The organism is Clostridium ihumii AP5, assembly GCF_000612845.1.
Classification (GTDB): Bacteria; Bacillota; Clostridia; order Clostridiales; family Clostridiaceae; genus Clostridium_J; species Clostridium_J ihumii.
Genome location: NZ_CCAT010000049.1, coordinates 1 through 21,190 on the forward strand (window position 1 = coordinate 1; position 21,190 = coordinate 21,190).

The following is a 21,190-nucleotide window of genomic DNA, read 5'->3' on the forward strand; positions in this document are numbered from 1 at the left end:
CTTAGAAAAATAAGACGACACTACTGATGGAAATATATCTTTTGAAAAACATCCTATCAAATTGTTAAGCAAGCCTAAAAGGCTTAGACTTATGCGTATTATCAAATGTTCTTATTTTATCGAATTTTTATCCACATTTCTATAATACGTATGGTACAATATGACTAAATTACATATATATTATAAAATAAGGATATATCAAGGAGAAGTAATGAACAAGAAAGGTAATAAAATAAAAGAAAAAAGAAAAACATTAACGTATTCTACAAGAGAGCTTGCTCGTGTAACGAATGTTTTGGAAAAAGATATTATAGCATATGAAGCAAATAAAAAGGTTGCAACTTTAACAACTATAGAGAAAATAGCACATGCAACAAATACAAAAGTTAGTGATTGGGCTGACGAAGAATATTTTACAAGATCAAGAAATAAAAAAAAATTAGAAACTATTGTTGATAAAACTGATGAAGAAAATGTTATAGCTTTATTTAGGGCAATGTTTCGAGCAGATGATGTAATGGATACTCTATATAAAGCATTAATAAATATGAATGAAGTTAAAATGGAAAAAGATGAAGAAATTATATTCTCTGAATTCTCTAAAAAAATACTTATAAATATTGCTTCAATGAAATTAAAAAAAGTTTTCAATGCTTGTGAAATTGGGAGATATACAGGCAAAAATACTGATGATATAATAGTAAAAAAAAATAATACTAATATCAAAGAAAACAAAATTTCTATAAATCAGACAACTTTAAATAATATAACAAAAGAACTTAGAATTCTATTTAAAGATACTGATAACATAAAAATTATAATACAAGCTTTAATTAACATAAATTCTATTGATAGCAAAGGAAATTGTTCAAAAAAGGCTAAATTACTATTAGATACAATTATTGCTGATAAGATTAAAAAAGAATTAGACTGTCAATGAATATTTCATTTGAAAAATGATATAAAACAAGAAAAAATAATAAATAGTATAATAAAAAACAAAATATAGACACCTAATAGGTGTTTTTATTTTGTTTTTTTATTTATAAAAGGTAGGTGTAATATGGAAGAACTATTAAAGTTAGCAGGAACACAAGGAATATGGTGTCTTGCATGTATATTACTTACAATATATGTGCTTAAAACTACAAAGGAAAGAGAAGATAAGTTAAATGCAACTATAGACAATAACCAAAAAATAATAATGGATTTAACTAAAAATATAGAAGTTGTAACAGAAATAAAACAAGATGTTGAGGACATAAAAGAAAAATTAAAATAGGGAGGAATTTACTATGAGACAATTTAAAGAATGGTTAAAAAGATTTAAAAATACAGGTACTTTAACATCAACAGTAGGATTAATAGCTTTATTACTAATACAATTTGGAATGGATATTGATATGGGATGGTTAGAAAATACTATGACAATTATATGTAGTGCTTTAATAGTGTTAGGACTTGCAAACAACAGTGAAACACCAGGAATGGATTTACCTATTAATCCATTTAATAAGAAGGAGAGCGATATTGATGCAAAGTAGAAGTACAAGCAATTTAAAAGGAATAGATATTTCAAACTGGCAAGGAGATATAGATTATAGTAAGGTCAAAGCTAGTGGGATAAAAGTAGTTTATATGAAAGCATCCGAAGGTAATAATTATAAGGATGCTTTTTTAGAGCAAAATTATAGTAGAGCAAAAGAACAAGGATTAAAAGTTGGGTTTTATCACTTTTTTAGAGGTGATGCTTTAAATGAAGCTAGATATTTTGTAGAGTGCATTAAAAATAAAGTTTCAGATTGCTTATTAGCATTAGATATAGAAGTTGATTGTGGAATGGATGCAAGTAAACTAACTACTGAATGTATAACATTTTTAAAAGAAGTAAAAAGGTTAACAGGGAAAAATGTTGTTGTATATACTTATACATCTTTTGCTAATAGTTCACTAGATTCAAGACTTTCAAAGTATCCGGTATGGATTGCACATTATGGTGTTGACACTCCAGGATATAATCCTATTTGGACATCATGGGTAGGATTTCAATATAGTGATAAAGGACAGGTTAATGGTGTAAATGGTAACTGTGATGTTAATGAATTTAATAGTGGAATATTTAATGAAGTTGTAACTATTAATAAAAATGAGGGAGTTGTTACAGCTGATGTATTAAATGTTAGAGATAAACCTAATGGGAATATAATAGGAACATTATCGAATGGAGCAGTTATAAGGATAGATAAAAAAGTAGATAAGTGGTATTCAATTTATTTTGGGGACCATGGAGGATATGTATCAGTAGATTATATAAGAACAAATTTTGAAAAAGAAAATAATAAAGAGGTGTATGATATGAAAACAATAGTACTTTATTTTGGTGACATGGATGCAAATGCAGCTATATATGTAGCACAGAAAAATCAATGTCCTATGATGAAGAAGAGTGATTTTGATATAAGTGGATTAAAAGCAGAAAAGATAATTCAAATAGGTGGTAGACCAGGAACAGGAAGGAATGACAGTTTGAAAGATGCTGCTAAATTAGTTTAAAAAAAGAAGGTAGATTGCAAGTTTAAAATACTTGTAATCTACCTTCTTTTTTTATTTATTTTTAATTGTTTTTTTAGAATATTCAATAGCATTATTTATGTTATTTATTATAAATTTCAATTCATTTTCATTAAAGCTACTATTCTTCAAATCTTGCAAAGTAGTATTAAAGTATTCTTCTAAATTTAAGTTAACATTTTTAGGTTGTATAAGATTATTGGCATTAGCCTTATTGTTATTTCTTAATCTATCTATTAAACTATCACTCATATTTATATCCTCCATTACAAACAATATATTAACATAAAGTATTAAATATAACTGTACAGTAATATTTTTGGACTTAAATATTTTAAGTTTTTTATTTTCTACTTGACATACCGTAGACGGTACGATATTATATAATTATAAGGTTAAACGAAAGGGGATTTTAAAATGTCTTGGTATTATGGAACATTTAGTTGTGGACACGAAGGAAGAGTAAATATAATAGGGCCTAATAAAAATAGACAATGGAAAGCAGATAAAAGGTTCGAAGGAAAATGTGAAGAGTGCTATGCTAAATGGTTACAAGAAGAAAGAGAAAGAATAAATAAAGAAGCTTTAGAAAAGGCTGTTGAAATGGAGCTACCAGAATTAACAGGTACAGAAAAACAAATTTCTTGGGGAAATACAATAAGAGATAAATTTATAGATAAAATAGATTATTATTTAAATAATATAGATAGAGTAAAAGAAGATTTAAAATTTAATCGAATTGAGGATCTTTCAAAAAAAGAAATTAGTAGTATTGCTGAAAATTTAAACGATATTATGGATTATATTTTAGTACAAAAAACAAAATCTACATGGTTTATAGATAATAGAGATTCTTTAGTGGATGCACTTTTAAAAATATATAGAGAAATGGAAGCTAAGGATGACTTAAAGGAACTACTAGAACAACAAATTATAAAAGAGGGAACAATAAGTCCTTCTAATGTAGTTCACAATGGAATTGTAAACATAAATGCAGATGAAAATCTAATAACAGCTTCATATGAAAAAAATGAAGATTTTAGATTAATACTAAAAGATCTTAAATATAGTTGGAAAAATGGGAGATGGGAAAGAGAAATAAGTGAATCAACAGGAAGTTATATAGATAGAGCAGCTGAATTAGGGAATAGATTATTAAATGAAGGTTTTAGTATATCTATTCAAGATAAAGATATACGAGAAAAGGCTGTAAATGGAGATTTTGAATATGAATGCGATAGATGGATATATGGTAGAGCCAATACATCTAAATTCGCAATAAGATGGCAAGGATATGATAGAAATTTATATGATGATGCTAAAGGATTACCAGGTGCTAGATGGGAAAATGGAGCAATGCTTGTAGATATATCTCATTTTGAAGAAGTTGAGGAATTTGCAGAGCTGTTTGAATTTAAATTTTCTCAAAAAGCAGTATCATTGATAGATAAATATAAAGAAGAACTTACAAAAGTAGATACTGTAGATGTAGAAGAGGTTGAAAAATATACACCTAAAGATGGGTTATCTGAAATTTTAGAGAGTAGTAGAGAAATAATACCTGATTTAATAGATGATTAAAGTTTATGAGAAAATATAGGAATTGGTGGTGATTAAATGGAGCTATTAACAAACCTATATGAACATCAAAGAAATGCTGTAGAAAAATTAAGGCATATAAAAGTAGGGGCGTTATATCTTTGAGAGTACTTGAAATGGGTACCGGAAAAACAAGAACAGCACTAGAATTAATAAGTATAAGATTGAATAAGGGTAAGATTAGCCATGTTTTATGGTTATGCCCTTGTTCTGTTAAAGAAAATCTTAAAAAAGATATAGAAAAACATATAGGAAAATTTAATTCTGAACTTATTACTATATGTGGTATAGAAACTCTTTCTAGCAGTATAAAGGCTAATTTAGAGTTACTACAATTGGTAAAAAACAAATCTTGTTATTTAATAGTTGATGAAAGCAATTTGGTAAAAAACCATAAAACTAAGAGAACTAAAAATATAACAAGATTAGCTGAAAAATGTAAGTACAAATTAATATTGAACGGAACACCTATAAGTAGAAATGAAGCTGATTTATATTCTCAATGGTATATATTAGATTGGAGAATATTAGGCTATAAAAGTTATTGGAGCTTTGCAGCCAATCACTTAGAAATTGATGAAGTTGGTAGAATACGTAACTGTTTAAATACTGACTATTTAGTAGAAAAAATAGCACCATATAGTTACCAGGTTAAAAAATCCGAATGCTTGGATTTACCACCTAAAACATATGATGAAATTTATTATACATTAACTGATGAACAGGATGAACACTACGAAAAAGTAGCAGATGAATTATTATTTAAGGTTGATGAATTGGAACCACACACAATTTATAGGCTTTTTACAGGATTACAAAATGTTATAAGTGGATTTAAGGTAAATACAAAAAATAAATCACTAGAAAAAACAGATTTTTTCAATGATCCTTTAGATAATCCAAGAATACAATGCTTATTAGAAATACTAGAGCAAATAAATACTGATGAAAAAATAATTATCTTTTGTAAGTACACGAAAGAAATTACAGATATAGTAGAAATATTAAATTCTAAATTTGGACATAATGTTGCAATACCTTTTTATGGAGAAATAAATCAAAAACAAAGGCAAAAAAATTTATGTGAGTTCATGGATAAAGGACAGTTTTTAATAGCAAATAAAACATGTGCAGGATATGGATTAAATCTTCAATTTTGTTCGTACATAATTTATTACAGTAATGATTGGGATTATGCAACGAGAATCCAAAGTGAGGATAGAATCCATCGTATAGGTCAAAATAAAAACGTTCATATAATAGATATTTGTGCTGAGTATACACTTGATGAAAGAATTATAAAATGTTTAAAAAGGAAAGAAAATTTAGTAAATAGTTTTAAATATGAACTAGATAGAACTAAGGATAAATATGAATTATATAATTGGATTCAAAAGAGAAAAGATAATAAAGCAAGTAATAATATAGATAAATCAGATTTAATAGAATAATCCATAACCCTCCAAAGTTAACAATTTGTTAATTGACGTACCGTAAAAGGTATGATATTATAAATGTAGTTAGTAAAACGGAGGGTTTAATTATGAAATATTTTAAGTGCAATTACAATAGAACAGAGTTTTATTCAATTATGGGGAAATACTTTGCTGAAAGAAATTATAGAAAATTAATGCCTTACTTAGTTAATGATGATAAAACAGAATGGATAATAAAAACTAATAAAGAAAATGAGGTTTTAGGATTTATAAGTTTTATCGAAAGAAAAGATAAAATAACTATTGGCTATTTGTTTATTGAAGAAATTGAAAATAAAAAAGATATTCAGGATGAAATAATTATGGAATTTTATAATCAGCATGTATCAAAAGAAATGTATGCTGAAGTTGAAAAACATTTTGACATTGATATTTATTTAGATTTAGGATTTGAAGTGATAAAAGAATCAACTAATTATTATTATCTAGTAAGGAGGAAGCCTTATGAAATTATATAATAATACAAATGTTTATGATGCTGCTAAAGAAAGAATAAACTATATATTTGATGAATTTGAAAATATATGTGTGAGTTTTAGTGGTGGTAAGGATAGTGGGGTAGTGCTTAATCTTTGTATAGATGAAGCTAGAAAAAGGAATAGAAAAATAGGTGTTATGTTTATAGATCTTGAAGCTTTTTATGAAAAAACAATAGATTTTATAGAAAGTATTATAAAAAACAATATAGATGTTTTAGACCCATACTGGATATGTTTACCTATGGAAAGTCCAAATAGTTTAAGCTATTTGGAACCTACATGGATATGGTGGGATAAAGAAAAAGAGCCTATATGGGTAAGACCAATGCCTAAAAATAAGTGGGTTATAAATGAACAAAACAATCCACTAGATTTTTATAAAAAAAATATGCCTTTTGAAGAATTTATAAAATATTTTGGTGATTGGTATGGAAAAGGTAAAAAAACTGCTACATTAGTAGGTATAAGAACTGATGAAAGTTTAAATAGATTTAGAGCTATAGCAGGCGACAAAGCTATGTATAAAGATAAAAAGTATTCTACTAGAGTTTCAGAAAGTACTTGTAATTTTTATCCAATTTATGATTGGTCTGTTGAAGATATATGGACCTATAATGGCAAATTTGAAAAGGAATATAATAAATTATATGACATATTTTATAGAGCAGGTGTAAGCATACACAAAATGAGGGTTGATGAACCATTTGGTAATGAAGCTAAAGCAGGATTAAGCCTATTTAGGGTTATAGAGCCTAACACATGGGCCAAAGTTGTAAATAGAGTTAGTGGTGCTAATTTTGGTAATATTTATAGTGGGAAAAAAATAATGAGTGCTAATTATACATTACCTAAAAATCATACTTGGAAAAGTTTCACAAAGTTTTTATTAAGTACATTACCTCCTGAAACGGCTAATAATTATAAAACTAAATTCATTAAGTTTATTAAGTATTGGAATAAAGTAGGATGTCCAATGCAAGAAGAGTTTATAAAAGAATTAGAAGAAAATTATTCTGATGCAATAATAAATACACATGAGTTTAGTAAACGTGGAAAAGGTGATAAAGAAGTAATTAAATTTAAAAGAATATTAGATGAAGTTCCAGGAGTAGATAATAAAGATGATATTTTAACATGGAAAAGAATGTGTATGTGTATTATTAAAAATGACTATGTATGTAAGGGATTATCCTTTTCAATGACAAAGGATCTTACAATTAGGCAAAAGAATATAATGGAAAAATATAAAGGAATAATAAGGGGAGAATTATAATGAATAAAATATCTGATTTATTAAAAGAATTAAAAACTGAATTTAATAATATAGATAACATAGATGATAAAGTAGAAATAATTAATAATATCAAAAGTACTTTAGCTGAAATAAGTCCATTTGATGAACCAGTTGAATGTGTAAAATGGGTATCAATGGATAAGGTAAAAGCTAATTCATGGAATCCAAATGCAGTTGCTCCACCAGAAATGAAATTACTTTATGATAGTATTAAGTGTGATGGATATACTCAGCCAATAGTAGCATATAAATTAGAAAATGGAGAATATGAAGTAGTTGATGGATATCATAGAAATAGAATTGCTAAAGAACATAATGATATAAAAGAAAAACTATATGGATATTTACCAATAGTAGAATTAACATCAAACAAAAGTGATAGAATGGCATCAACAATAAGACATAATAGAGCTCGTGGTAGCCACGATATAGATTTAATGAGTAATATAGTAGCTGAATTACATGAAATGGGTAGAACTGATACATGGATAGCAAAACATTTAGGAATGGACTTAGATGAAATACTTAGATTAAAACAAATTACAGGCATTGCAGCATTATTTAAAGATAATAATTTTTCAAATAGTTGGGAGTAGGAGAGATAGTATGTCAAAGAATGGAGAAGTTAAAACAGCAAGAAAAATAATATTCACTACTGGAGGAAATGGATCTACATCATGTAGAGTTAGCCTTCCGAAAAGCTGGATAGATGAAATGAATATATCAAAAGAAGATAATGTAAAAATATCCTTCATAGATAATAAAATAATTATAGAAAAAAATTAATTTCAGAAGTAACATTTGTTGCTTCTTTTTTTATATTTACAAAGGTTTACTTTAAAATTAAGTTTACATAATTAAAATTATGACAATTATAAATTATGTAAACTTAAATCCGATTAAAATTTAAAAAACATAAAAAATAAAATTCACACCTTATAAAAATATGTTATTATTAATGTAATACAATTGTAATTTAAGGAGGCTTTGGATATGACTAAAGAAAATTTTAATAGATTACCAATAAATAAACAAATAGATACTATAAATACTTTGATCTATAAATTGGGAAGTATAAATAAAGCTTGTAAAGAAATAGGTATAGCTAAAAGCACAGTGAGAGATCGTTTTAAAAGTAAAGGGTATTATTATAACATAGAAAATAAAAAATATGAATTAGAAATTGAAGTAATATCATCTAAAAATGAACATGAACCTATTAATAATATAGGTAATAATTCGGGCGATAACAATCGTAATATTAAGTATTACGATAACAAATTGGATAATACGGAGGATTATGAGTGTAAATTTCCTTCTATAACTTTAACTAATCAAACATTATTGGCTTTAAATTTTATTACAGAAAATCTTGGAGAATTTAAAAAAATTATAAATAATAAAAACGTAATTGGATGTAATTATGTAGATTCTGAAATTATTATGCCTACTTTTAATGGTGATAATATGCCAACAACAATTAAAGTTAATAAAGCTATTTGGAATGATTTTTCTGAATTGGCATCCTACTATAAACAATATAGTAAACAAGATATTATAAGTTTAGCTTTTAAAGAATTTATTGATAAATATAGAAAATAATAGACATATTACAAGCGTAATATGTCTATTATTTTGCTAATTTCCATTAGAGCTATATAGTCTTAAAATAATCTTCTAATTCATTTTTATAACAATATATAGCCTTATCTAAAATGTAATTCTTATCTTCTTTGGTAAACTCATTGTATTCATTCAAAAACTGCTCTACTTCTTTCTTGTAGCAATCCTGAATCTTGCTAACAACATAAGCCTTATTCATTACATATCCCCTTTATATTTAACTAGTATAATAATTAAACTAGACTACTTTAATCTTATAAACTCAAAATATTATCAATGGAATTTTCACTTTCTTTATCTAGTTTTTTCTTAGTTTCTTTTGGTACAGTTTTTATTTCTATACCATTGCAATCTTGATTAATTAAATAAGTTACATAAGTGCTAAAATTATATCCTAAATCTTTTGCTCTTGCCAATCCTTTATTTAATATATCTTCTTCCAAACTTAAATTTTTTTTAACTTTACTCAAATTTATTCACCCCTAATAGGTAAAATGCTTTTGCATTTGTAAAAATTGTATCTTTATCTAGTTCTTCATTTAATAAAAACTTTCCAAGCCTATAAGATCCACCTCCAACAAAAATATGTTTGCTTGTAACATATTCCTTCATACCATTTAGTCTATTTAATATAAGTTTTGCATGTTTTTCTAATTCTGCATTTAATAAATTTTCAATATTAATTACTTTATTATCTTTTATTATTTCTTTAGTATCTAATAAATCATCAACTTTTAAAATGTCATAACTTACTGTGTATTCATTTTTAATTTTAGTTACAATAGAATTTGCTAAAATATTCATACCCAATTCAAAAGTATCTAATTTTTTTAGATTTTTATTATTGAAGAAACTTAAATCTACAGTATATCCTCCAATATCTACAACACATACATCACCTTTTAATTTATTTGGATCTAATAGCAGCACCCCTGAAGATTGTGGAAATACAATTACATCTGTAATAGTAAATCTCTTAGGTTCTCCATTAATTGTTATATTTACTGTTTTATTAGTTAATCCTTTAGTTAAAGTATCCTTTTGTGTTTTATAATATGATGCTGGAAGACCAGTCACTAACTTAATATCTTCATTAGTAGTATTCTTCATCGCCATACCTATTGCAGCATATAAACATAAATTAAAGTTTAACGATTCAATTTTATTTACTTCATTATCATACAAACAATTGCTACTATTTTCTCCAATAGTATATTCTCCACCCTCAAATTCTGCTTTTATGCTATTACATATATCTAAAATACCTTCTTCAATTGTACTTTTAAAACTAAACTCACCATTAGCACCCCATACTTTAGTGTGGCTATAGCCTACATCAATTCCTAATATCATATTTTATTCCTCACTTTCTCATATATAAACATATTATGTACATACAATGATTATATTATACGCATAATTTATATTTCATTTATTTTACAATTCAATTATACTCATATTATATTTATATTGTCAACATTTTGTGCGTATAAATATATAAATTTAACATATAATCTATATATATCATAAAATTAACGAAAACATTTTATAAACTATATATATCTTAGCTAAAATTAGTTTACATTTATTACCAATTATTGTAAACTATATACAAATAAATGTAAACATGAATTATTCAGAGGTGATATAAAGTGAGTAGAGGTAGAAAAAAAGAACCTGATGCCAAAAGAGAAGTCATAAGCATAAGGATAAATGAAAAACAAAAGGAAATTATAAATAAAAACCAGTTTATCAAAAAAGAAATTGATGAACTGGTTCGCAGATATGTGGATAACTATTTGTAAAAAAATAAAAGTGTTTACAAAAGATAAGATTGGATTTATAATAAAAACAAGTTATTACAACTTTTTGTAACAACTTGTCCAAATTAGAATATAATAATCGTTTTAAAATAAATAAAATTGCATAGCAAAAAAGAGTTGACACCGACCAAAGTTTCAAACTCTTTTTTCATCACAAATACTTAAAGTATTTTTTATTTCTTTATTAATATACTCATATTATATATATTTTATGATTATTTGTAAAGAGATTTTATAAAAAACTTCTAAGTATTTATTTGAAGCTATGTGTTTTGAATAATGAAAAGGAGTTATTTTTATGAGTAAAAGTGTATTGAACATATCAAAAGACATTTTAAAATTATTTAGAGATGGGAATGAAGTTCCCTTAAATAACATATCTTATAAGTTTACTAAAACAGAAAAATTAGTATTTTTAGCTTATTCATCTAAAATTATTAAATTTAATAATGATGAACTAGGTATAACTACTGTTATTAATAATACAGAAATAGCCAAACTATGTAACTTAACCGTTGCAACAGTAGTTACTGCTAGAAAATCTTTAGAAAAAACAGGATTAATTAAAGTAAAAAACATAGATAAATTCAAACACCAAGTTATTATTGTTGGATATGAAAACCTTCATTTAACTAAAGATGAAGGTGGTAGTGGTTACGTTAAAATAGGATTTAACATGTTCAAGGAGCTATGTAAGCTTACTGCTAATGAATTAAGAATTGCATTTGACTTAATTTTATCTATAGATAGTAATAAAGGTAATAAATTTAATGGTACTGATTCTTTGACTAGAAATTATAGCTTTATAAAAAAATATTTACCTAGTTATGTTGATTGTAAGAAAAAAGTTAAAGAGATTTTAAAAAAATTAGATGGATTATTTGACTTAACATTTAAAGAAGATAATATTCAAGCCAAAGAGATCCAAACATATAACGTTGAAAATTATTTAGCTTGTGTATCTAAGGGTAATAGAAAGTTTATTAAAAAAATACTTAAAAATACTAACATAAATTTTGATAGAAAAGATTTATCAGATTTAGTTCAAATGAGTATAGAATATGGTTGTAAATCTATTTCTAATGCATTAATGTATATATTCTTAAATACTATTAGTATTAAAGAAACTCTTGGTGGATTAGTCAGAACACTTATTAAAAGTGCTTCATTTAATGGACTAAATACATTAAATGTAAACTAAAAATATAATAGATATATTCTGTACTTTTTTAAGTATACATTTTTTAAAATTTAATAAGATTATTAAGATTTACTATAGTCTATTATTAGTAAGTCTATTTGTCGTATCTTTATTTAACAAAAATTTCAACTAGTAGAGAATTTATTTAGTTCTCTATTTTTTTATCTTATTTCATGCAATATTTTATAATTTTACTAACATATTTGTGGATAATTAAAAAATATTATATTCATAGTTTTTAATTTTTAACGGTATAGTTTTTAATTTTTAACGGTATGATTTTTAATTTTTAACGATATATATGTATAGTTTTTAATTTTTAACGGTATAGTTTTTAATTTTTAATATGTTTTAAATAACTACAACTGGCTATATTTAAAGGTTTGTTAGCTTTTTTTATTTTAAGCTAATATCTGTATTTCAACTTCTTCTTTATATAATATCTGGAAGAGAATCGATGTATTTCAAAGATAAACTGAAGAGCTCCTTTCCTATTCTTTTCTAAACCTTATATTATATCATATAAATTTTCTATTTTTTTGTAACACTTTTAAATAATTTAAATAGTATACAGTATAGGACATTGGCAACCACACACCGACAAATGTAACCCAATAAATATATACTTAGGTAGCCATTGGTATTAATTATATGCAAGGGGGTAACAATGAAACGATTGAGAATAACAATAAATTTTAAAGCAAATCTAAAAGAGGAGGTAGAACTCTACAATAAATTAAGCAGTTATAGCAATACTAGTAGCATAATTAAAGATATTCTTTTAGGAAGATTACCAATAGAAGTATTAGGATTAGATACTACAGAAAAAACTAAATTTAAATCAATTGATTTAAGCGAAATAATAGATAAATAAGCAGTAAAAAAGCCTACCTGATTTACAGATAGACTTTCCCAGTTTCTACTACGTTTCTCACAACGTCTACGACTTCGTGTTCACTACGTAGGATATGCTGGTAGGGTTTAAAAGTTGCTACATTTTATAATATATTAACAATTTATTTATTATTATTTTATAAGAAGTGGTACTAACTTCGATGCTAATTCAATACCAGCAAAGAATAAAGCTATTCCAAACTCTACTGTCATTTCAATCAACCACCTTTACTTTTTATTTGATATTTATATTGTAACCATAAAATTATAATTGTATTCATTAATTTTAAGGAGGAAACTATGAAAGTAATTGGATTTTATGAAAATAGAAATATAAGAAAATTAAAAAATCAATATGCTCTTGCTGAAGAAAATGCAACTAAAATAATTGCAAATAAAGATATAAATAAAAAAGCAATAATAATTTTAGGAAGTTTACTATATATACAAAATACTTGTGTATATGCAGCAGAATCTGGTGTTATGACTTCTATGGATAATTTAGGATTTAAGTTATTAGAAACAATGCAATGGATTGGAAGATGGGTTTGTATAGCAATGTGTATTAAAGAAATTATACAAACAGCATTACAAGGTGGAAGAACTAAAGATATAGGAAGTATCTTTATGAAATATATTATAATTTTTGGAAGTCTACTTTTAATTCCAAAGGTTTTTATGGAATTACCAGCTTATATAAATAATTAGAAGGTGATATGTAATGTATGTTAGTGTAATTGCAGTAAATGGAACATTAGATAAGTTAACAGAAGGGGTACAAACAATAGCACGAGGATTTGAGTATTTATTTCATCCAACTCATATTCTAATAGATTTATGGAATGGCCTAGTTGAAATATCAACACCTATCTGTATAACTAGTGCATTAGCTTGTATAATCTTGTACGCACTTGGATATAAGAAATATGGGAAAGGTATAACATTATCATTTATCATTTATATATTAATTCAAGCAATAGGGGTGATTTCAAAGTGAAAAATCTAAAAATGCCACTAGATAAATACTATCAAATAATTAAACCAACTTATATTTACTTAAAGGTTATACCTCATAAAAGCAATAGAAATCAAACTTCATCATGCTTGGCAAAATCTATATGTAGTATGTTTAAAAGTGTAAACCAAAGAATTGAAAGAATTGAAAAAAAATATATATATCATACAGATTGGAAATTTTGCTATATGATTGATATGAATAAATCAGATAAGAATGATATATGTTTCTATTTTATAGTGCCACAACACTACAAAAATTTAGCTAAAGAAAAAATTAGAGAGGTTTGGAATAAAAGTGATATAGAAGAAGTTAATATGATAAAACCATTTAATAATAATTCTGTTAAATATCAATTAAATTATAAGTTTGAAGATGCTCTTAGCTTAAAAATAAATAAAAGTAGCAATGAACCGCTTAACTCCATACTTAATGCATTTGATATTATGGAATCAGGGGATAGAGTAAGTATATTATATAATTTTCAATATTATGGAGATGATATGTGGAGAAGTTGCTATAAAAATTCAATAACTAGATGGGAAAATCATAAATCTTTAGAAAGGCAGCATAGCGCTGGATATATATTTAGACTTATTGCAAATGTACTAGTAGAAATTTTAGATATGCTAAATGGTGTAATAAATGATTTATTTACAATTTCAAGCAAAAATAAGGAGAATATAAGTCTAGTTGAATCATTAGCAGATGTTTTAAGTATAAATACAAAGAAATTATCCGAGTCAACGTTGAATAAAGGTACACAAAATGTATTGAAAACACAAATTGCAATTGTATCTGAAAGCTCAGACTTAAATAGAGCAAATACAAATGCATTAAGTGTATGTCAAAGTTATAAAGCATTAGAGGAAGATAATACTTTAGTTTATAAAAAAACAAAATATCCATTACGAATAGAAGATAAAAAATTTAAGGGAATAGAAGATAATATATTTAGTACGGAAGAATGTCATAATTTTTTACAATCTCCAGGAAGAGAATTACTTAATGAATATAGCATAGAACATACAAAAGTTATTGAGAATCCATTACCACTAGAATTACAAGCTGGAACTAAATATTTAGGAGAAGTTAAATATAAAGAAGCCAAATACAATTCTTATTTAGAAAATGAATATAATATTGGAAATCTTCCTTTAGTCCTTATAGGATCTCAAGGTGGAGGCAAAACAACTTATATGAGCAATTATGCGCATTATTGTACAGAGAGTAATGAGAGTGTAATTATAATTGATTTCATAAAGAATTGTGAATTAAGTGATAGCATAAAAAAAGTTGTATCTAAAGAAAAAATAGTAGAAATTGATTTAGGTACTGAGAAAGGAATCCAAGGATTAGGCTATAATGAAATTGCGATAAAGGAAGATATGAGTGATTTTGAAAAATTAAAGTTGGCTAATTTACAATCACAGCAAGTAATGGCTTTAGTAGATGCAATAAGTGTAGGAGATCCATTAAGTAGTAGAATGAGAAGATATTTAAATAGTGCAGCAACAATAGTATTATCACAAGGTCATAATAGTATTAAATCTGTTATTGATTGTTTAGAAAAACATGACAAAAGAAAGAAATATATTAGTAATTTGAATGATAATTTAAGAAATATGTTAGAAGATGAATTGAATACATTAGATGAATTAAATGAGTATTCAAAAGTAACTAATGATAATCCTATACCAGATATCATAGGAACTAAAGCAAGTAAAATAGAACATATACTAGACAGAATAGGTATGCTTAGAGAAGATTTTAAATTGAAGTATATGTATAATAAGTCATTAAAAGATAATATAAATTTAGTTGAATGTATGGAAAATGGTAAAGTTGTATTAATAAAAATGAATGAACAAGATTTTCAGAGTCCTATGATTAAAAATATAATGGTTACTTATTGGGTAAGTAAAATATGGTTAGCTAGTCAAATTCGTGGTGGACTTCATGATAAACCATTGAGAACAAATGTAATAATAGATGAAGTATTCCAGGCACCTACATGTATGAATACATTAGAATATATATTACCGCAATCAAGAAAATTTGGCTGTAAGTTTGTATTTAGTACACAATATATAAAACAATTAGAAAGAATATTCAATACATTAGAAGCTAGTGGAAGCAGTTATATGATGTTAAAAGGATGTCTAGAAGATGATTTTAAACATTTTAAATCAAAAATAAATAATTTTGAATTTGAAGATTTGAGAGATATGAAGCAATTTCACAGTTTAAATCTAATTTACTATAGTAAAGGATATTCTAGCTTTATAAGCCAACTTCCTAAACCAATTAAATAACAATAATAGATATTGATTTAAATAGATCAATATCTATTATACTAAAATAAGCTAGTAATATTTAAAATGATTAAAATATTACTAGCTTATTTTAGCATAGACTCAAGAAAAATAAGTATATTATTACGTTTCTCATTATCAAATTGGTTAAAAATATATATCAGTTTTAATGTATCCGAATTTAACATAGTTGTATTTAAATCTAATAACCAATCGGAAGAAACATTAAATTCTTTACCAATATTCCTAATAACTTCACAACTAGGAACAATTGTTCCATTTTCTATTTTTGATATTAATCCCCTACTAACATTAATTTTATTTGCAAATTCTTCCTGAGTTAGCTCTTTAGCATTTCTTAGTATACTAACTTTAAGGCCTAAACTTCTACGTATGTCCATTAAAATACTCCTAAAATAATTCTAACAGAAATATTTTAACATTAACAATTGCTATTACATTCAAATGTTAATATACTACCAAAAAGTAAGCTTAAAGTATAATATATTATATTTATTAGTCGTTTTCTTTTTTAGATTGTTCTTCTATACAACAATACTTTAATTCAGGATGTTTAAGTTTACAAAGTTCACATACATATTCATCTATTAAAAGTTTAGGGCATATATGCAATTTTATTGCTATTAAAAAAAATAATTTAATTTTAGGTATTCGTTTAAAACTTTCAACTTTTGAAATATAACTTTGAGATAGATTTAAAAATGTAGCTAATTTTTTTTGTGATATATTTCTTGAACGTCTATAATTATTAAATTTTTTTGACACAATATCACCCTTTTCATACTTTTTTTTACAATTATTTATTAAAAAGATACTATTATAATTATATATTAAATTATAATTATAATTATTGTTCGAAATAATGAAAATATTTACAAAATGTTTATTTATGTAGAATTTTGGGAAAAGTATGCCTGGGTGTCATGGATTTTCGTGCTATAATGTGTTTGTAAATTTTATATGAATAAGTCTAGACTTAAAAATATACGAAATATCTTAAATAAAAAAATAGGGGAGTGACTTAAATAATGGACAATGTAAAAAAAAAGATAATTGAACTAATAAATGAATTAGATGATTATAGATTATTAAAATTAATATACTTATATGCTAATAGTTTAAAAAAAAACAAGTAATTAAATTACTTGTCTTTCTTATTTTCACATATTATAGCATCTAATAAATTATTAACTAAATCAATATATTTTTCATCTAACTTAGTAAGTTGTGAAATAACCTTATATAATTGCTTATTATTAGATAATGAAATTTTAGCTAATGCATCAGCTAAAATTTCATCATCTTTTTGTGATATATACATATCGCCCTCATTTTTTAATAACCAATTTTGATTAACATTGAATACCCTACATATATCGTTTATAGTTCTTTCAGTTAAGTTTCTATGACCACTTTCATAAGATGCTACTTGACTTTGTGATAAATTGATTTTATCCCCAAAGCTTTTTTGTGAAAGTTTTTCAGATTCTCGAAGTTCTTTTATTCTAAATTTAATATTGTCCATAACAAAACCTCCTGAGATATATTATACCGTATTTTTATGGCAATGCAATATAAAAATAAAAAAAATACAATTTTAATATTGCTAAGAAATAATAAAAGTAGTAATATATAGGTAATGCAAAGAGGTTTATATATATTCAAAAGCGATAAAATAAGGCATATGAGTTATTAAAATACAGTATATAGTTATAAAATTAATGAAAAGGAGAGTAGGAGAAATGATATATAAAGCATGAAAAATGTCTTTAATTTAATAAAGTTATAAATAAAGAGCAGCTAAGCTACTCACTATTTATAACTTTATTAAATTGATTGGAGTCTTAATAATTCTAAGATTTGACTTAAAACAAATTCTTGATATTTTTTATCTAATTGTATATATTTCTCAATAAGTAAATCTGGAATCGGTGTTTTAGTGCTTTTTTTTATACCATCTGAACCGTCATAATTGTTGTTAATAAGCCATTCCTTATCTATGTTGTAAGTTAGAGCAATGCAATTTATAAGCAGTTTAGTTGGTTTGACATTACCTAATTCTAAATTTGCTATATTAGATCTTGAAACTCCGATTGATTCAGCAAATTGTTCTTGAGTTAATTTATTTGTAGTTCTTATTAGTTTTAATTTATTTGAAAAATACATTTTATCACCTCGAAGTAATGTAAGTATGAAAAAGAGATTTATCTAGTTTTATAATTTCTTCATTATAGATGAAATAAATCAAAAGAGAGATCTATTTGCTCTCTTTTGATTTTAATAATTTCTCTTGAGTATTTAAAAGTTCTTTAGCCATTTTAAGTAAATAATCTTGAGATTCAGTAGTAAGATTTTCGAATACATTCATAAATTCTTTTTCGTATGGTGATGATGAAAAAATTTCGCCTAAACCGGTTCTTATCCAATTTTCATTCACACCAAATTCTGAACATATAACTTTTATATATTTATCAGATAAGGGTCTGTTGCCATTTTCAATCATGGAATATGCTGTTTGTGTCAGTCCTAAATGCTTTGCAAATTCTGTTTGATTTAAACCTAAAGATTTACGAATATCTTTAACACGTTTAACCATAAATAAATTACCTCCATATTTAATTTGTAATATTACAATATCACAAATTAAATATAAAAACAATATTATATTGAAAAAAATATCACAAAATTAATAAAAATAGTTGACGTAATATTAAGTTAGTAATATACTAATAGCACAAAGTTAATAAAAAAGGAGGACAAGTCCATGGATAGAGTAGAAAAAATGTCTTTAATTTTCAATAAATTATCTAAAGAGAGCCAATACCATATACTGAGCATGGCTAACATGGCCAAAATAGCAGAAGCTGGGGTTTTAAAAAGGTTCGATGAGAATAAAGTTGAAAAGATTGTACAACAATAAGTACTATATTTTTACTATTTATGGGGTTAAAAATATAAACTCCATAAATAGTAAAAATAATTAAGCTCAAATTATAGGAGGATATTTTGAAGTACACAATTTTGGGATTTAATCAAAAAAAGGTGTTAGATCTTAAGTTAACAATTGAGGATTTGCTTATACTTAGGTATTTTATTGACTTTAAAGATTCAGGGGACATGGTATCAAGAATAATAGATAATGAAAAATATTATTGGGTTAAATATGAAAGTATAAATGAAGAATTCCCAATATTAAAGTTTAAGAAAGACACAATTTACAGGCGATTAAAAAAATTAGTTGAACTTAATATTTTAGTTCATACAACAGTAAAGGATAAAAATGGGAGTTATAGTTTTTATAATATTGGTAGAAATTACAAAATTTTAATATCAGACTCACTCGGATTTAAATCCGATGGGGGTACGGATTTAAATCCTGACCCCTACGGATTTAAATCCGTACCAAATAATCCATCTACTAATAATCCATCTACTAATAATAAATATATAGTCGAGATAATTGATTTTTTTAATACAACTTGTGGAACTAACTATAGAGCTACTAGTAAAAATACTAAAAAATTTATAAATGCTAGACTTAATGAAAAATTTACAGTAGATAATTTTAAAACTGTTATAGTAAAAAAATTTAATGATTGGAATGGCACGGAATATGAAAAGTATTTAAGGCCAGAAACATTATTTGGAACTAAATTTGAAATGTATTTAAACCAAAAAGAAAGGAGGAATAACATTGTTGCAACAACAAATCCAACAGATACAAAATACGATTTCACACCAAGGGAACCAACAGATGGAGAAATACCAGATGTCGACTTCTAACTGCACTAAATGTGGGGGGACTACATGGGTGTTGAATGAGTATGGAAGTTATAAAAGATGTGAGTGTTATGAAGTATCAAAAGCTAAAGAGCTTTGGGGAAACTATGGAGTAGATCCTAAAGAGATAAAAAAGATTAACACATATAAAGGCTATAACCAAGACACAAAAATAGCTAAAAAAATGGCAATTGACTATGTATATAATTTTTCGCTTAAAGATAGCACATGGTTATTGTTAACAGGTAAGCATGGTGGAGGTAAAACACATCTTTCAATTGGTATAGGAGCAGCATTATTAGACAAGGGTATACCAGTTGTTTATATGCCTTATATAGAAAGCATGTGGGAACTTAAAGCAAATGCAATGGACAATGAGTATTACTTAAAAATAATTAATAGGTTTAAAAAAGCTAAAGTACTTATAATTGACGATTTGTTTAAGGATAAAGTTGCAAATGGAAAATTAATTGCAGGTATAACTGATACAGATATAAAACATTTTTATCCAATATTAAATTATAGAATTTTAAATAATCTACAAACAATAATAAGTACAGAATGTACACCAGAAATGCTTATAAGTTTAGATGAGGCATTGGCTGGTCGGATGATATATTCATGTAAAAAAAATATAGTCAAGTTTTCGGAAAACTGTGATTATAGACTAAAAGAATACGAATGTGGTGATTAAATGAACAAGGTTGTATTAATTGGTAGATTAACTAAAGATCCTGAACTTAAATTTACAACAACAGGAATTGCAGTAACAACATTTACTTTAGCAGTTAACAGAAGATATAAAAGAGAAGGACAAGCAGAAGCAGACTTTATACCAATAGTAGTATGGGGGAAGCAAGCTGAAAGCACTGCAAACTATATGAAAAAAGGTAAGCTTATAGGAATTTCAGGAAGAATAGAAACTCGTTCTTATGAAGCTAAAGATGGAACAAGAAAATATGTAACTGAGGTAATAGCAGAAGAAACACAATTTATAGAATGGTCCAGTAAAGCAGAGACAGAAGCAGCTATACCAAATGATTTAACTTATCAAGAGAATGAAGATATACCATTTTAAA

The 21,190-nt window shown here is 25.5% G+C and carries 30 protein-coding genes; 21 read left to right on the forward strand and 9 right to left on the reverse strand.

Annotated elements, in window-relative coordinates; genetic code table 11:
- Nucleotides 1-211 precede the first annotated feature (211 nt).
- The 4 genes from BN346_RS10165 (at nucleotide 212) to BN346_RS20540 (ending at nucleotide 2,553) form a co-directional block, all read left to right on the forward strand.
- Entirely contained in the window at nucleotides 212-940 is a 729-nt protein-coding gene (locus tag BN346_RS10165; RefSeq protein ID WP_040328385.1) for a helix-turn-helix transcriptional regulator, read from the forward strand.
- Between the two features lie 123 nt (nucleotides 941-1,063).
- The gene (locus BN346_RS10170) at nucleotides 1,064-1,282 is read left to right on the forward strand and encodes a BhlA/UviB family holin-like peptide (RefSeq protein ID WP_040328387.1); all 219 of its coding nucleotides are present in this window, start codon (nucleotides 1,064-1,066) and stop codon (nucleotides 1,280-1,282) included.
- 13 nt (nucleotides 1,283-1,295) lie between these two features.
- On the forward strand, nucleotides 1,296-1,544 hold the full coding sequence (locus BN346_RS10175) for a hypothetical protein (RefSeq protein WP_051540262.1): 249 nt from the start codon (nucleotides 1,296-1,298) through the stop codon (nucleotides 1,542-1,544).
- Nucleotides 1,534-2,553: a GH25 family lysozyme gene (locus tag BN346_RS20540; protein WP_051540264.1), complete on the forward strand. Its 1,020-nt coding sequence runs from the start codon at nucleotides 1,534-1,536 to the stop codon at nucleotides 2,551-2,553. Before BN346_RS10175 ends, BN346_RS20540 begins: the two co-directional genes overlap by 11 nt.
- A gap of 51 nt (nucleotides 2,554-2,604) precedes the next feature.
- Here the strand turns inward: BN346_RS20540 and BN346_RS10185 are convergent, their stop codons facing one another.
- Nucleotides 2,605-2,823, reverse strand: a complete 219-nt coding sequence (locus BN346_RS10185) for a hypothetical protein (RefSeq protein ID WP_040328389.1) — start codon at nucleotides 2,821-2,823, stop codon at nucleotides 2,605-2,607.
- A gap of 165 nt (nucleotides 2,824-2,988) precedes the next feature.
- Here BN346_RS10185 and BN346_RS10190 point away from each other — a divergent pair, with 165 nt between their 5' ends.
- The 7 genes from BN346_RS10190 to BN346_RS10220 all read left to right on the forward strand — a co-directional run bounded on the left by BN346_RS10190 (nucleotide 2,989) and on the right by BN346_RS10220 (nucleotide 9,041).
- A complete protein-coding gene (locus tag BN346_RS10190) occupies nucleotides 2,989-4,152 on the forward strand; it encodes a hypothetical protein (protein ID WP_040328391.1) in 1,164 nt (387 codons plus the stop codon).
- An 86-nt stretch (nucleotides 4,153-4,238) separates the two neighbouring features.
- Nucleotides 4,239-5,621 carry a DEAD/DEAH box helicase gene (locus tag BN346_RS10195; protein ID WP_341350020.1) on the forward strand — a complete coding sequence of 461 codons (1,383 nt, stop codon included), beginning with the start codon at nucleotides 4,239-4,241 and terminating at the stop codon, nucleotides 5,619-5,621.
- Between the two features lie 92 nt (nucleotides 5,622-5,713).
- Nucleotides 5,714-6,124 (forward strand): hypothetical protein, encoded by a 411-nt coding sequence (locus tag BN346_RS10200; RefSeq protein ID WP_040328392.1) that lies wholly within the window; start codon nucleotides 5,714-5,716, stop codon nucleotides 6,122-6,124.
- On the forward strand, nucleotides 6,111-7,418 hold the full coding sequence (locus tag BN346_RS10205) for a DUF3440 domain-containing protein (RefSeq protein WP_040328393.1): 1,308 nt from the start codon (nucleotides 6,111-6,113) through the stop codon (nucleotides 7,416-7,418). The genes BN346_RS10200 and BN346_RS10205 overlap by 14 nt, the downstream gene beginning before the upstream one ends.
- Entirely contained in the window at nucleotides 7,418-8,035 is a 618-nt protein-coding gene (locus BN346_RS10210) for an IbrB-like domain-containing protein (RefSeq protein WP_081770980.1), read from the forward strand. The genes BN346_RS10205 and BN346_RS10210 overlap by 1 nt, the downstream gene beginning before the upstream one ends.
- Nucleotides 8,036-8,045: 10 nt before the next feature.
- Complete coding sequence (locus BN346_RS10215) at nucleotides 8,046-8,225, forward strand: AbrB/MazE/SpoVT family DNA-binding domain-containing protein (RefSeq protein WP_040328394.1); 180 nt, start codon at nucleotides 8,046-8,048, stop codon at nucleotides 8,223-8,225.
- Between the two features lie 207 nt (nucleotides 8,226-8,432).
- Nucleotides 8,433-9,041 (forward strand): hypothetical protein, encoded by a 609-nt coding sequence (locus BN346_RS10220; protein WP_040328395.1) that lies wholly within the window; start codon nucleotides 8,433-8,435, stop codon nucleotides 9,039-9,041.
- Nucleotides 9,042-9,093: 52 nt separating this feature from the next.
- Here BN346_RS10220 and BN346_RS21630 read toward each other — a convergent pair whose 3' ends face one another.
- Genes BN346_RS21630 through BN346_RS10230 form a run of 3 tightly spaced genes read right to left on the reverse strand, consistent with a single transcriptional unit; the run spans nucleotide 9,094 to nucleotide 10,415 of the window.
- Entirely contained in the window at nucleotides 9,094-9,261 is a 168-nt protein-coding gene (locus BN346_RS21630; RefSeq protein ID WP_158644475.1) for a hypothetical protein, read from the reverse strand.
- 55 nt (nucleotides 9,262-9,316) lie between these two features.
- Complete coding sequence (locus tag BN346_RS10225; protein WP_040328397.1) at nucleotides 9,317-9,532, reverse strand: hypothetical protein; 216 nt, start codon at nucleotides 9,530-9,532, stop codon at nucleotides 9,317-9,319.
- Entirely contained in the window at nucleotides 9,525-10,415 is an 891-nt protein-coding gene (locus BN346_RS10230) for a ParM/StbA family protein (protein WP_040328399.1), read from the reverse strand. The genes BN346_RS10225 and BN346_RS10230 overlap by 8 nt, the downstream gene beginning before the upstream one ends.
- Nucleotides 10,416-10,714: 299 nt before the next feature.
- On the opposite strand from BN346_RS10230, the gene BN346_RS21930 reads away from it, so the two are divergent.
- The 6 genes from BN346_RS21930 (at nucleotide 10,715) to BN346_RS10255 (ending at nucleotide 16,310) form a co-directional block, all read left to right on the forward strand.
- Nucleotides 10,715-10,867, forward strand: a complete 153-nt coding sequence (locus tag BN346_RS21930) for a hypothetical protein (protein ID WP_187372135.1) — start codon at nucleotides 10,715-10,717, stop codon at nucleotides 10,865-10,867.
- Between the two features lie 316 nt (nucleotides 10,868-11,183).
- A complete protein-coding gene (locus BN346_RS10235; RefSeq protein ID WP_040328401.1) occupies nucleotides 11,184-12,086 on the forward strand; it encodes a helix-turn-helix domain-containing protein in 903 nt (300 codons plus the stop codon).
- A gap of 667 nt (nucleotides 12,087-12,753) precedes the next feature.
- A complete protein-coding gene (locus tag BN346_RS10240; RefSeq protein ID WP_040328403.1) occupies nucleotides 12,754-12,960 on the forward strand; it encodes a hypothetical protein in 207 nt (68 codons plus the stop codon).
- A gap of 320 nt (nucleotides 12,961-13,280) precedes the next feature.
- Nucleotides 13,281-13,688, forward strand: a complete 408-nt coding sequence (locus BN346_RS10245; RefSeq protein WP_040328404.1) for a hypothetical protein — start codon at nucleotides 13,281-13,283, stop codon at nucleotides 13,686-13,688.
- Nucleotides 13,689-13,701: 13 nt separating this feature from the next.
- Complete coding sequence (locus BN346_RS10250; RefSeq protein ID WP_040328405.1) at nucleotides 13,702-13,977, forward strand: hypothetical protein; 276 nt, start codon at nucleotides 13,702-13,704, stop codon at nucleotides 13,975-13,977.
- Nucleotides 13,974-16,310, forward strand: a complete 2,337-nt coding sequence (locus BN346_RS10255; RefSeq protein WP_051540267.1) for a type IV secretory system conjugative DNA transfer family protein — start codon at nucleotides 13,974-13,976, stop codon at nucleotides 16,308-16,310. Before BN346_RS10250 ends, BN346_RS10255 begins: the two co-directional genes overlap by 4 nt.
- Before the next feature lie 86 nt (nucleotides 16,311-16,396).
- On the opposite strand, the gene BN346_RS10260 is transcribed toward BN346_RS10255, so the two are convergent.
- From BN346_RS10260 to BN346_RS10280, 5 genes are all read right to left on the reverse strand, one after another.
- On the reverse strand, nucleotides 16,397-16,711 hold the full coding sequence (locus BN346_RS10260; protein ID WP_040328407.1) for a helix-turn-helix domain-containing protein: 315 nt from the start codon (nucleotides 16,709-16,711) through the stop codon (nucleotides 16,397-16,399).
- A 115-nt stretch (nucleotides 16,712-16,826) separates the two neighbouring features.
- Nucleotides 16,827-17,096, reverse strand: a complete 270-nt coding sequence (locus BN346_RS21635; protein WP_040328408.1) for a helix-turn-helix domain-containing protein — start codon at nucleotides 17,094-17,096, stop codon at nucleotides 16,827-16,829.
- A 376-nt stretch (nucleotides 17,097-17,472) separates the two neighbouring features.
- Nucleotides 17,473-17,856 carry a helix-turn-helix domain-containing protein gene (locus tag BN346_RS10270; RefSeq protein WP_040328409.1) on the reverse strand — a complete coding sequence of 128 codons (384 nt, stop codon included), beginning with the start codon at nucleotides 17,854-17,856 and terminating at the stop codon, nucleotides 17,473-17,475.
- Between the two features lie 302 nt (nucleotides 17,857-18,158).
- Nucleotides 18,159-18,497 (reverse strand): helix-turn-helix transcriptional regulator, encoded by a 339-nt coding sequence (locus BN346_RS20545; protein ID WP_051540269.1) that lies wholly within the window; start codon nucleotides 18,495-18,497, stop codon nucleotides 18,159-18,161.
- 91 nt (nucleotides 18,498-18,588) lie between these two features.
- A complete protein-coding gene (locus BN346_RS10280; RefSeq protein WP_040328410.1) occupies nucleotides 18,589-18,927 on the reverse strand; it encodes a helix-turn-helix domain-containing protein in 339 nt (112 codons plus the stop codon).
- A gap of 168 nt (nucleotides 18,928-19,095) precedes the next feature.
- Between BN346_RS10280 and BN346_RS21640 the strand changes: the two genes are divergently transcribed.
- From BN346_RS21640 to BN346_RS10295, 4 genes are all read left to right on the forward strand, one after another.
- Nucleotides 19,096-19,251, forward strand: a complete 156-nt coding sequence (locus BN346_RS21640; protein WP_158644476.1) for a hypothetical protein — start codon at nucleotides 19,096-19,098, stop codon at nucleotides 19,249-19,251.
- 86 nt (nucleotides 19,252-19,337) lie between these two features.
- Nucleotides 19,338-20,114 carry a conserved phage C-terminal domain-containing protein gene (locus BN346_RS20550; RefSeq protein WP_051540271.1) on the forward strand — a complete coding sequence of 259 codons (777 nt, stop codon included), beginning with the start codon at nucleotides 19,338-19,340 and terminating at the stop codon, nucleotides 20,112-20,114.
- Nucleotides 20,101-20,805 carry an ATP-binding protein gene (locus BN346_RS10290; protein WP_040328411.1) on the forward strand — a complete coding sequence of 235 codons (705 nt, stop codon included), beginning with the start codon at nucleotides 20,101-20,103 and terminating at the stop codon, nucleotides 20,803-20,805. The genes BN346_RS20550 and BN346_RS10290 overlap by 14 nt, the downstream gene beginning before the upstream one ends.
- Nucleotides 20,806-21,189 carry a single-stranded DNA-binding protein gene (locus tag BN346_RS10295; RefSeq protein WP_040328412.1) on the forward strand — a complete coding sequence of 128 codons (384 nt, stop codon included), beginning with the start codon at nucleotides 20,806-20,808 and terminating at the stop codon, nucleotides 21,187-21,189.
- Nucleotide 21,190: the final 1 nt, after the last annotated feature.

Coding starts and splice junctions, on each gene's coding strand:
- BN346_RS10280 (WP_040328410.1), bottom strand. CDS start 18,927: ATGGTTAAACGTGTTAAAGATATTCGTAAATCTTTAGGTTTAAATCAA.
- BN346_RS10220 (WP_040328395.1), top strand. CDS start 8,433: ATGACTAAAGAAAATTTTAATAGATTACCAATAAATAAACAAATAGAT.
- BN346_RS10230 (WP_040328399.1), bottom strand. CDS start 10,415: ATGATATTAGGAATTGATGTAGGCTATAGCCACACTAAAGTATGGGGT.
- BN346_RS20545 (WP_051540269.1), bottom strand. CDS start 18,497: ATGTATTTTTCAAATAAATTAAAACTAATAAGAACTACAAATAAATTA.
- BN346_RS21640 (WP_158644476.1), top strand. CDS start 19,096: ATGGATAGAGTAGAAAAAATGTCTTTAATTTTCAATAAATTATCTAAA.
- BN346_RS10240 (WP_040328403.1), top strand. CDS start 12,754: ATGAAACGATTGAGAATAACAATAAATTTTAAAGCAAATCTAAAAGAG.
- BN346_RS10250 (WP_040328405.1), top strand. CDS start 13,702: ATGTATGTTAGTGTAATTGCAGTAAATGGAACATTAGATAAGTTAACA.
- BN346_RS10235 (WP_040328401.1), top strand. CDS start 11,184: ATGAGTAAAAGTGTATTGAACATATCAAAAGACATTTTAAAATTATTT.
- BN346_RS10185 (WP_040328389.1), bottom strand. CDS start 2,823: ATGAGTGATAGTTTAATAGATAGATTAAGAAATAACAATAAGGCTAAT.
- BN346_RS20540 (WP_051540264.1), top strand. CDS start 1,534: ATGCAAAGTAGAAGTACAAGCAATTTAAAAGGAATAGATATTTCAAAC.
- BN346_RS10200 (WP_040328392.1), top strand. CDS start 5,714: ATGAAATATTTTAAGTGCAATTACAATAGAACAGAGTTTTATTCAATT.
- BN346_RS10175 (WP_051540262.1), top strand. CDS start 1,296: ATGAGACAATTTAAAGAATGGTTAAAAAGATTTAAAAATACAGGTACT.
- BN346_RS10245 (WP_040328404.1), top strand. CDS start 13,281: ATGAAAGTAATTGGATTTTATGAAAATAGAAATATAAGAAAATTAAAA.
- BN346_RS10205 (WP_040328393.1), top strand. CDS start 6,111: ATGAAATTATATAATAATACAAATGTTTATGATGCTGCTAAAGAAAGA.
- BN346_RS10260 (WP_040328407.1), bottom strand. CDS start 16,711: ATGGACATACGTAGAAGTTTAGGCCTTAAAGTTAGTATACTAAGAAAT.
- BN346_RS21630 (WP_158644475.1), bottom strand. CDS start 9,261: ATGAATAAGGCTTATGTTGTTAGCAAGATTCAGGATTGCTACAAGAAA.
- BN346_RS10170 (WP_040328387.1), top strand. CDS start 1,064: ATGGAAGAACTATTAAAGTTAGCAGGAACACAAGGAATATGGTGTCTT.
- BN346_RS10165 (WP_040328385.1), top strand. CDS start 212: ATGAACAAGAAAGGTAATAAAATAAAAGAAAAAAGAAAAACATTAACG.
- BN346_RS10190 (WP_040328391.1), top strand. CDS start 2,989: ATGTCTTGGTATTATGGAACATTTAGTTGTGGACACGAAGGAAGAGTA.
- BN346_RS10210 (WP_081770980.1), top strand. CDS start 7,418: ATGAATAAAATATCTGATTTATTAAAAGAATTAAAAACTGAATTTAAT.
- BN346_RS10270 (WP_040328409.1), bottom strand. CDS start 17,856: ATGGACAATATTAAATTTAGAATAAAAGAACTTCGAGAATCTGAAAAA.
- BN346_RS10290 (WP_040328411.1), top strand. CDS start 20,101: ATGTCGACTTCTAACTGCACTAAATGTGGGGGGACTACATGGGTGTTG.
- BN346_RS10295 (WP_040328412.1), top strand. CDS start 20,806: ATGAACAAGGTTGTATTAATTGGTAGATTAACTAAAGATCCTGAACTT.
- BN346_RS10215 (WP_040328394.1), top strand. CDS start 8,046: ATGTCAAAGAATGGAGAAGTTAAAACAGCAAGAAAAATAATATTCACT.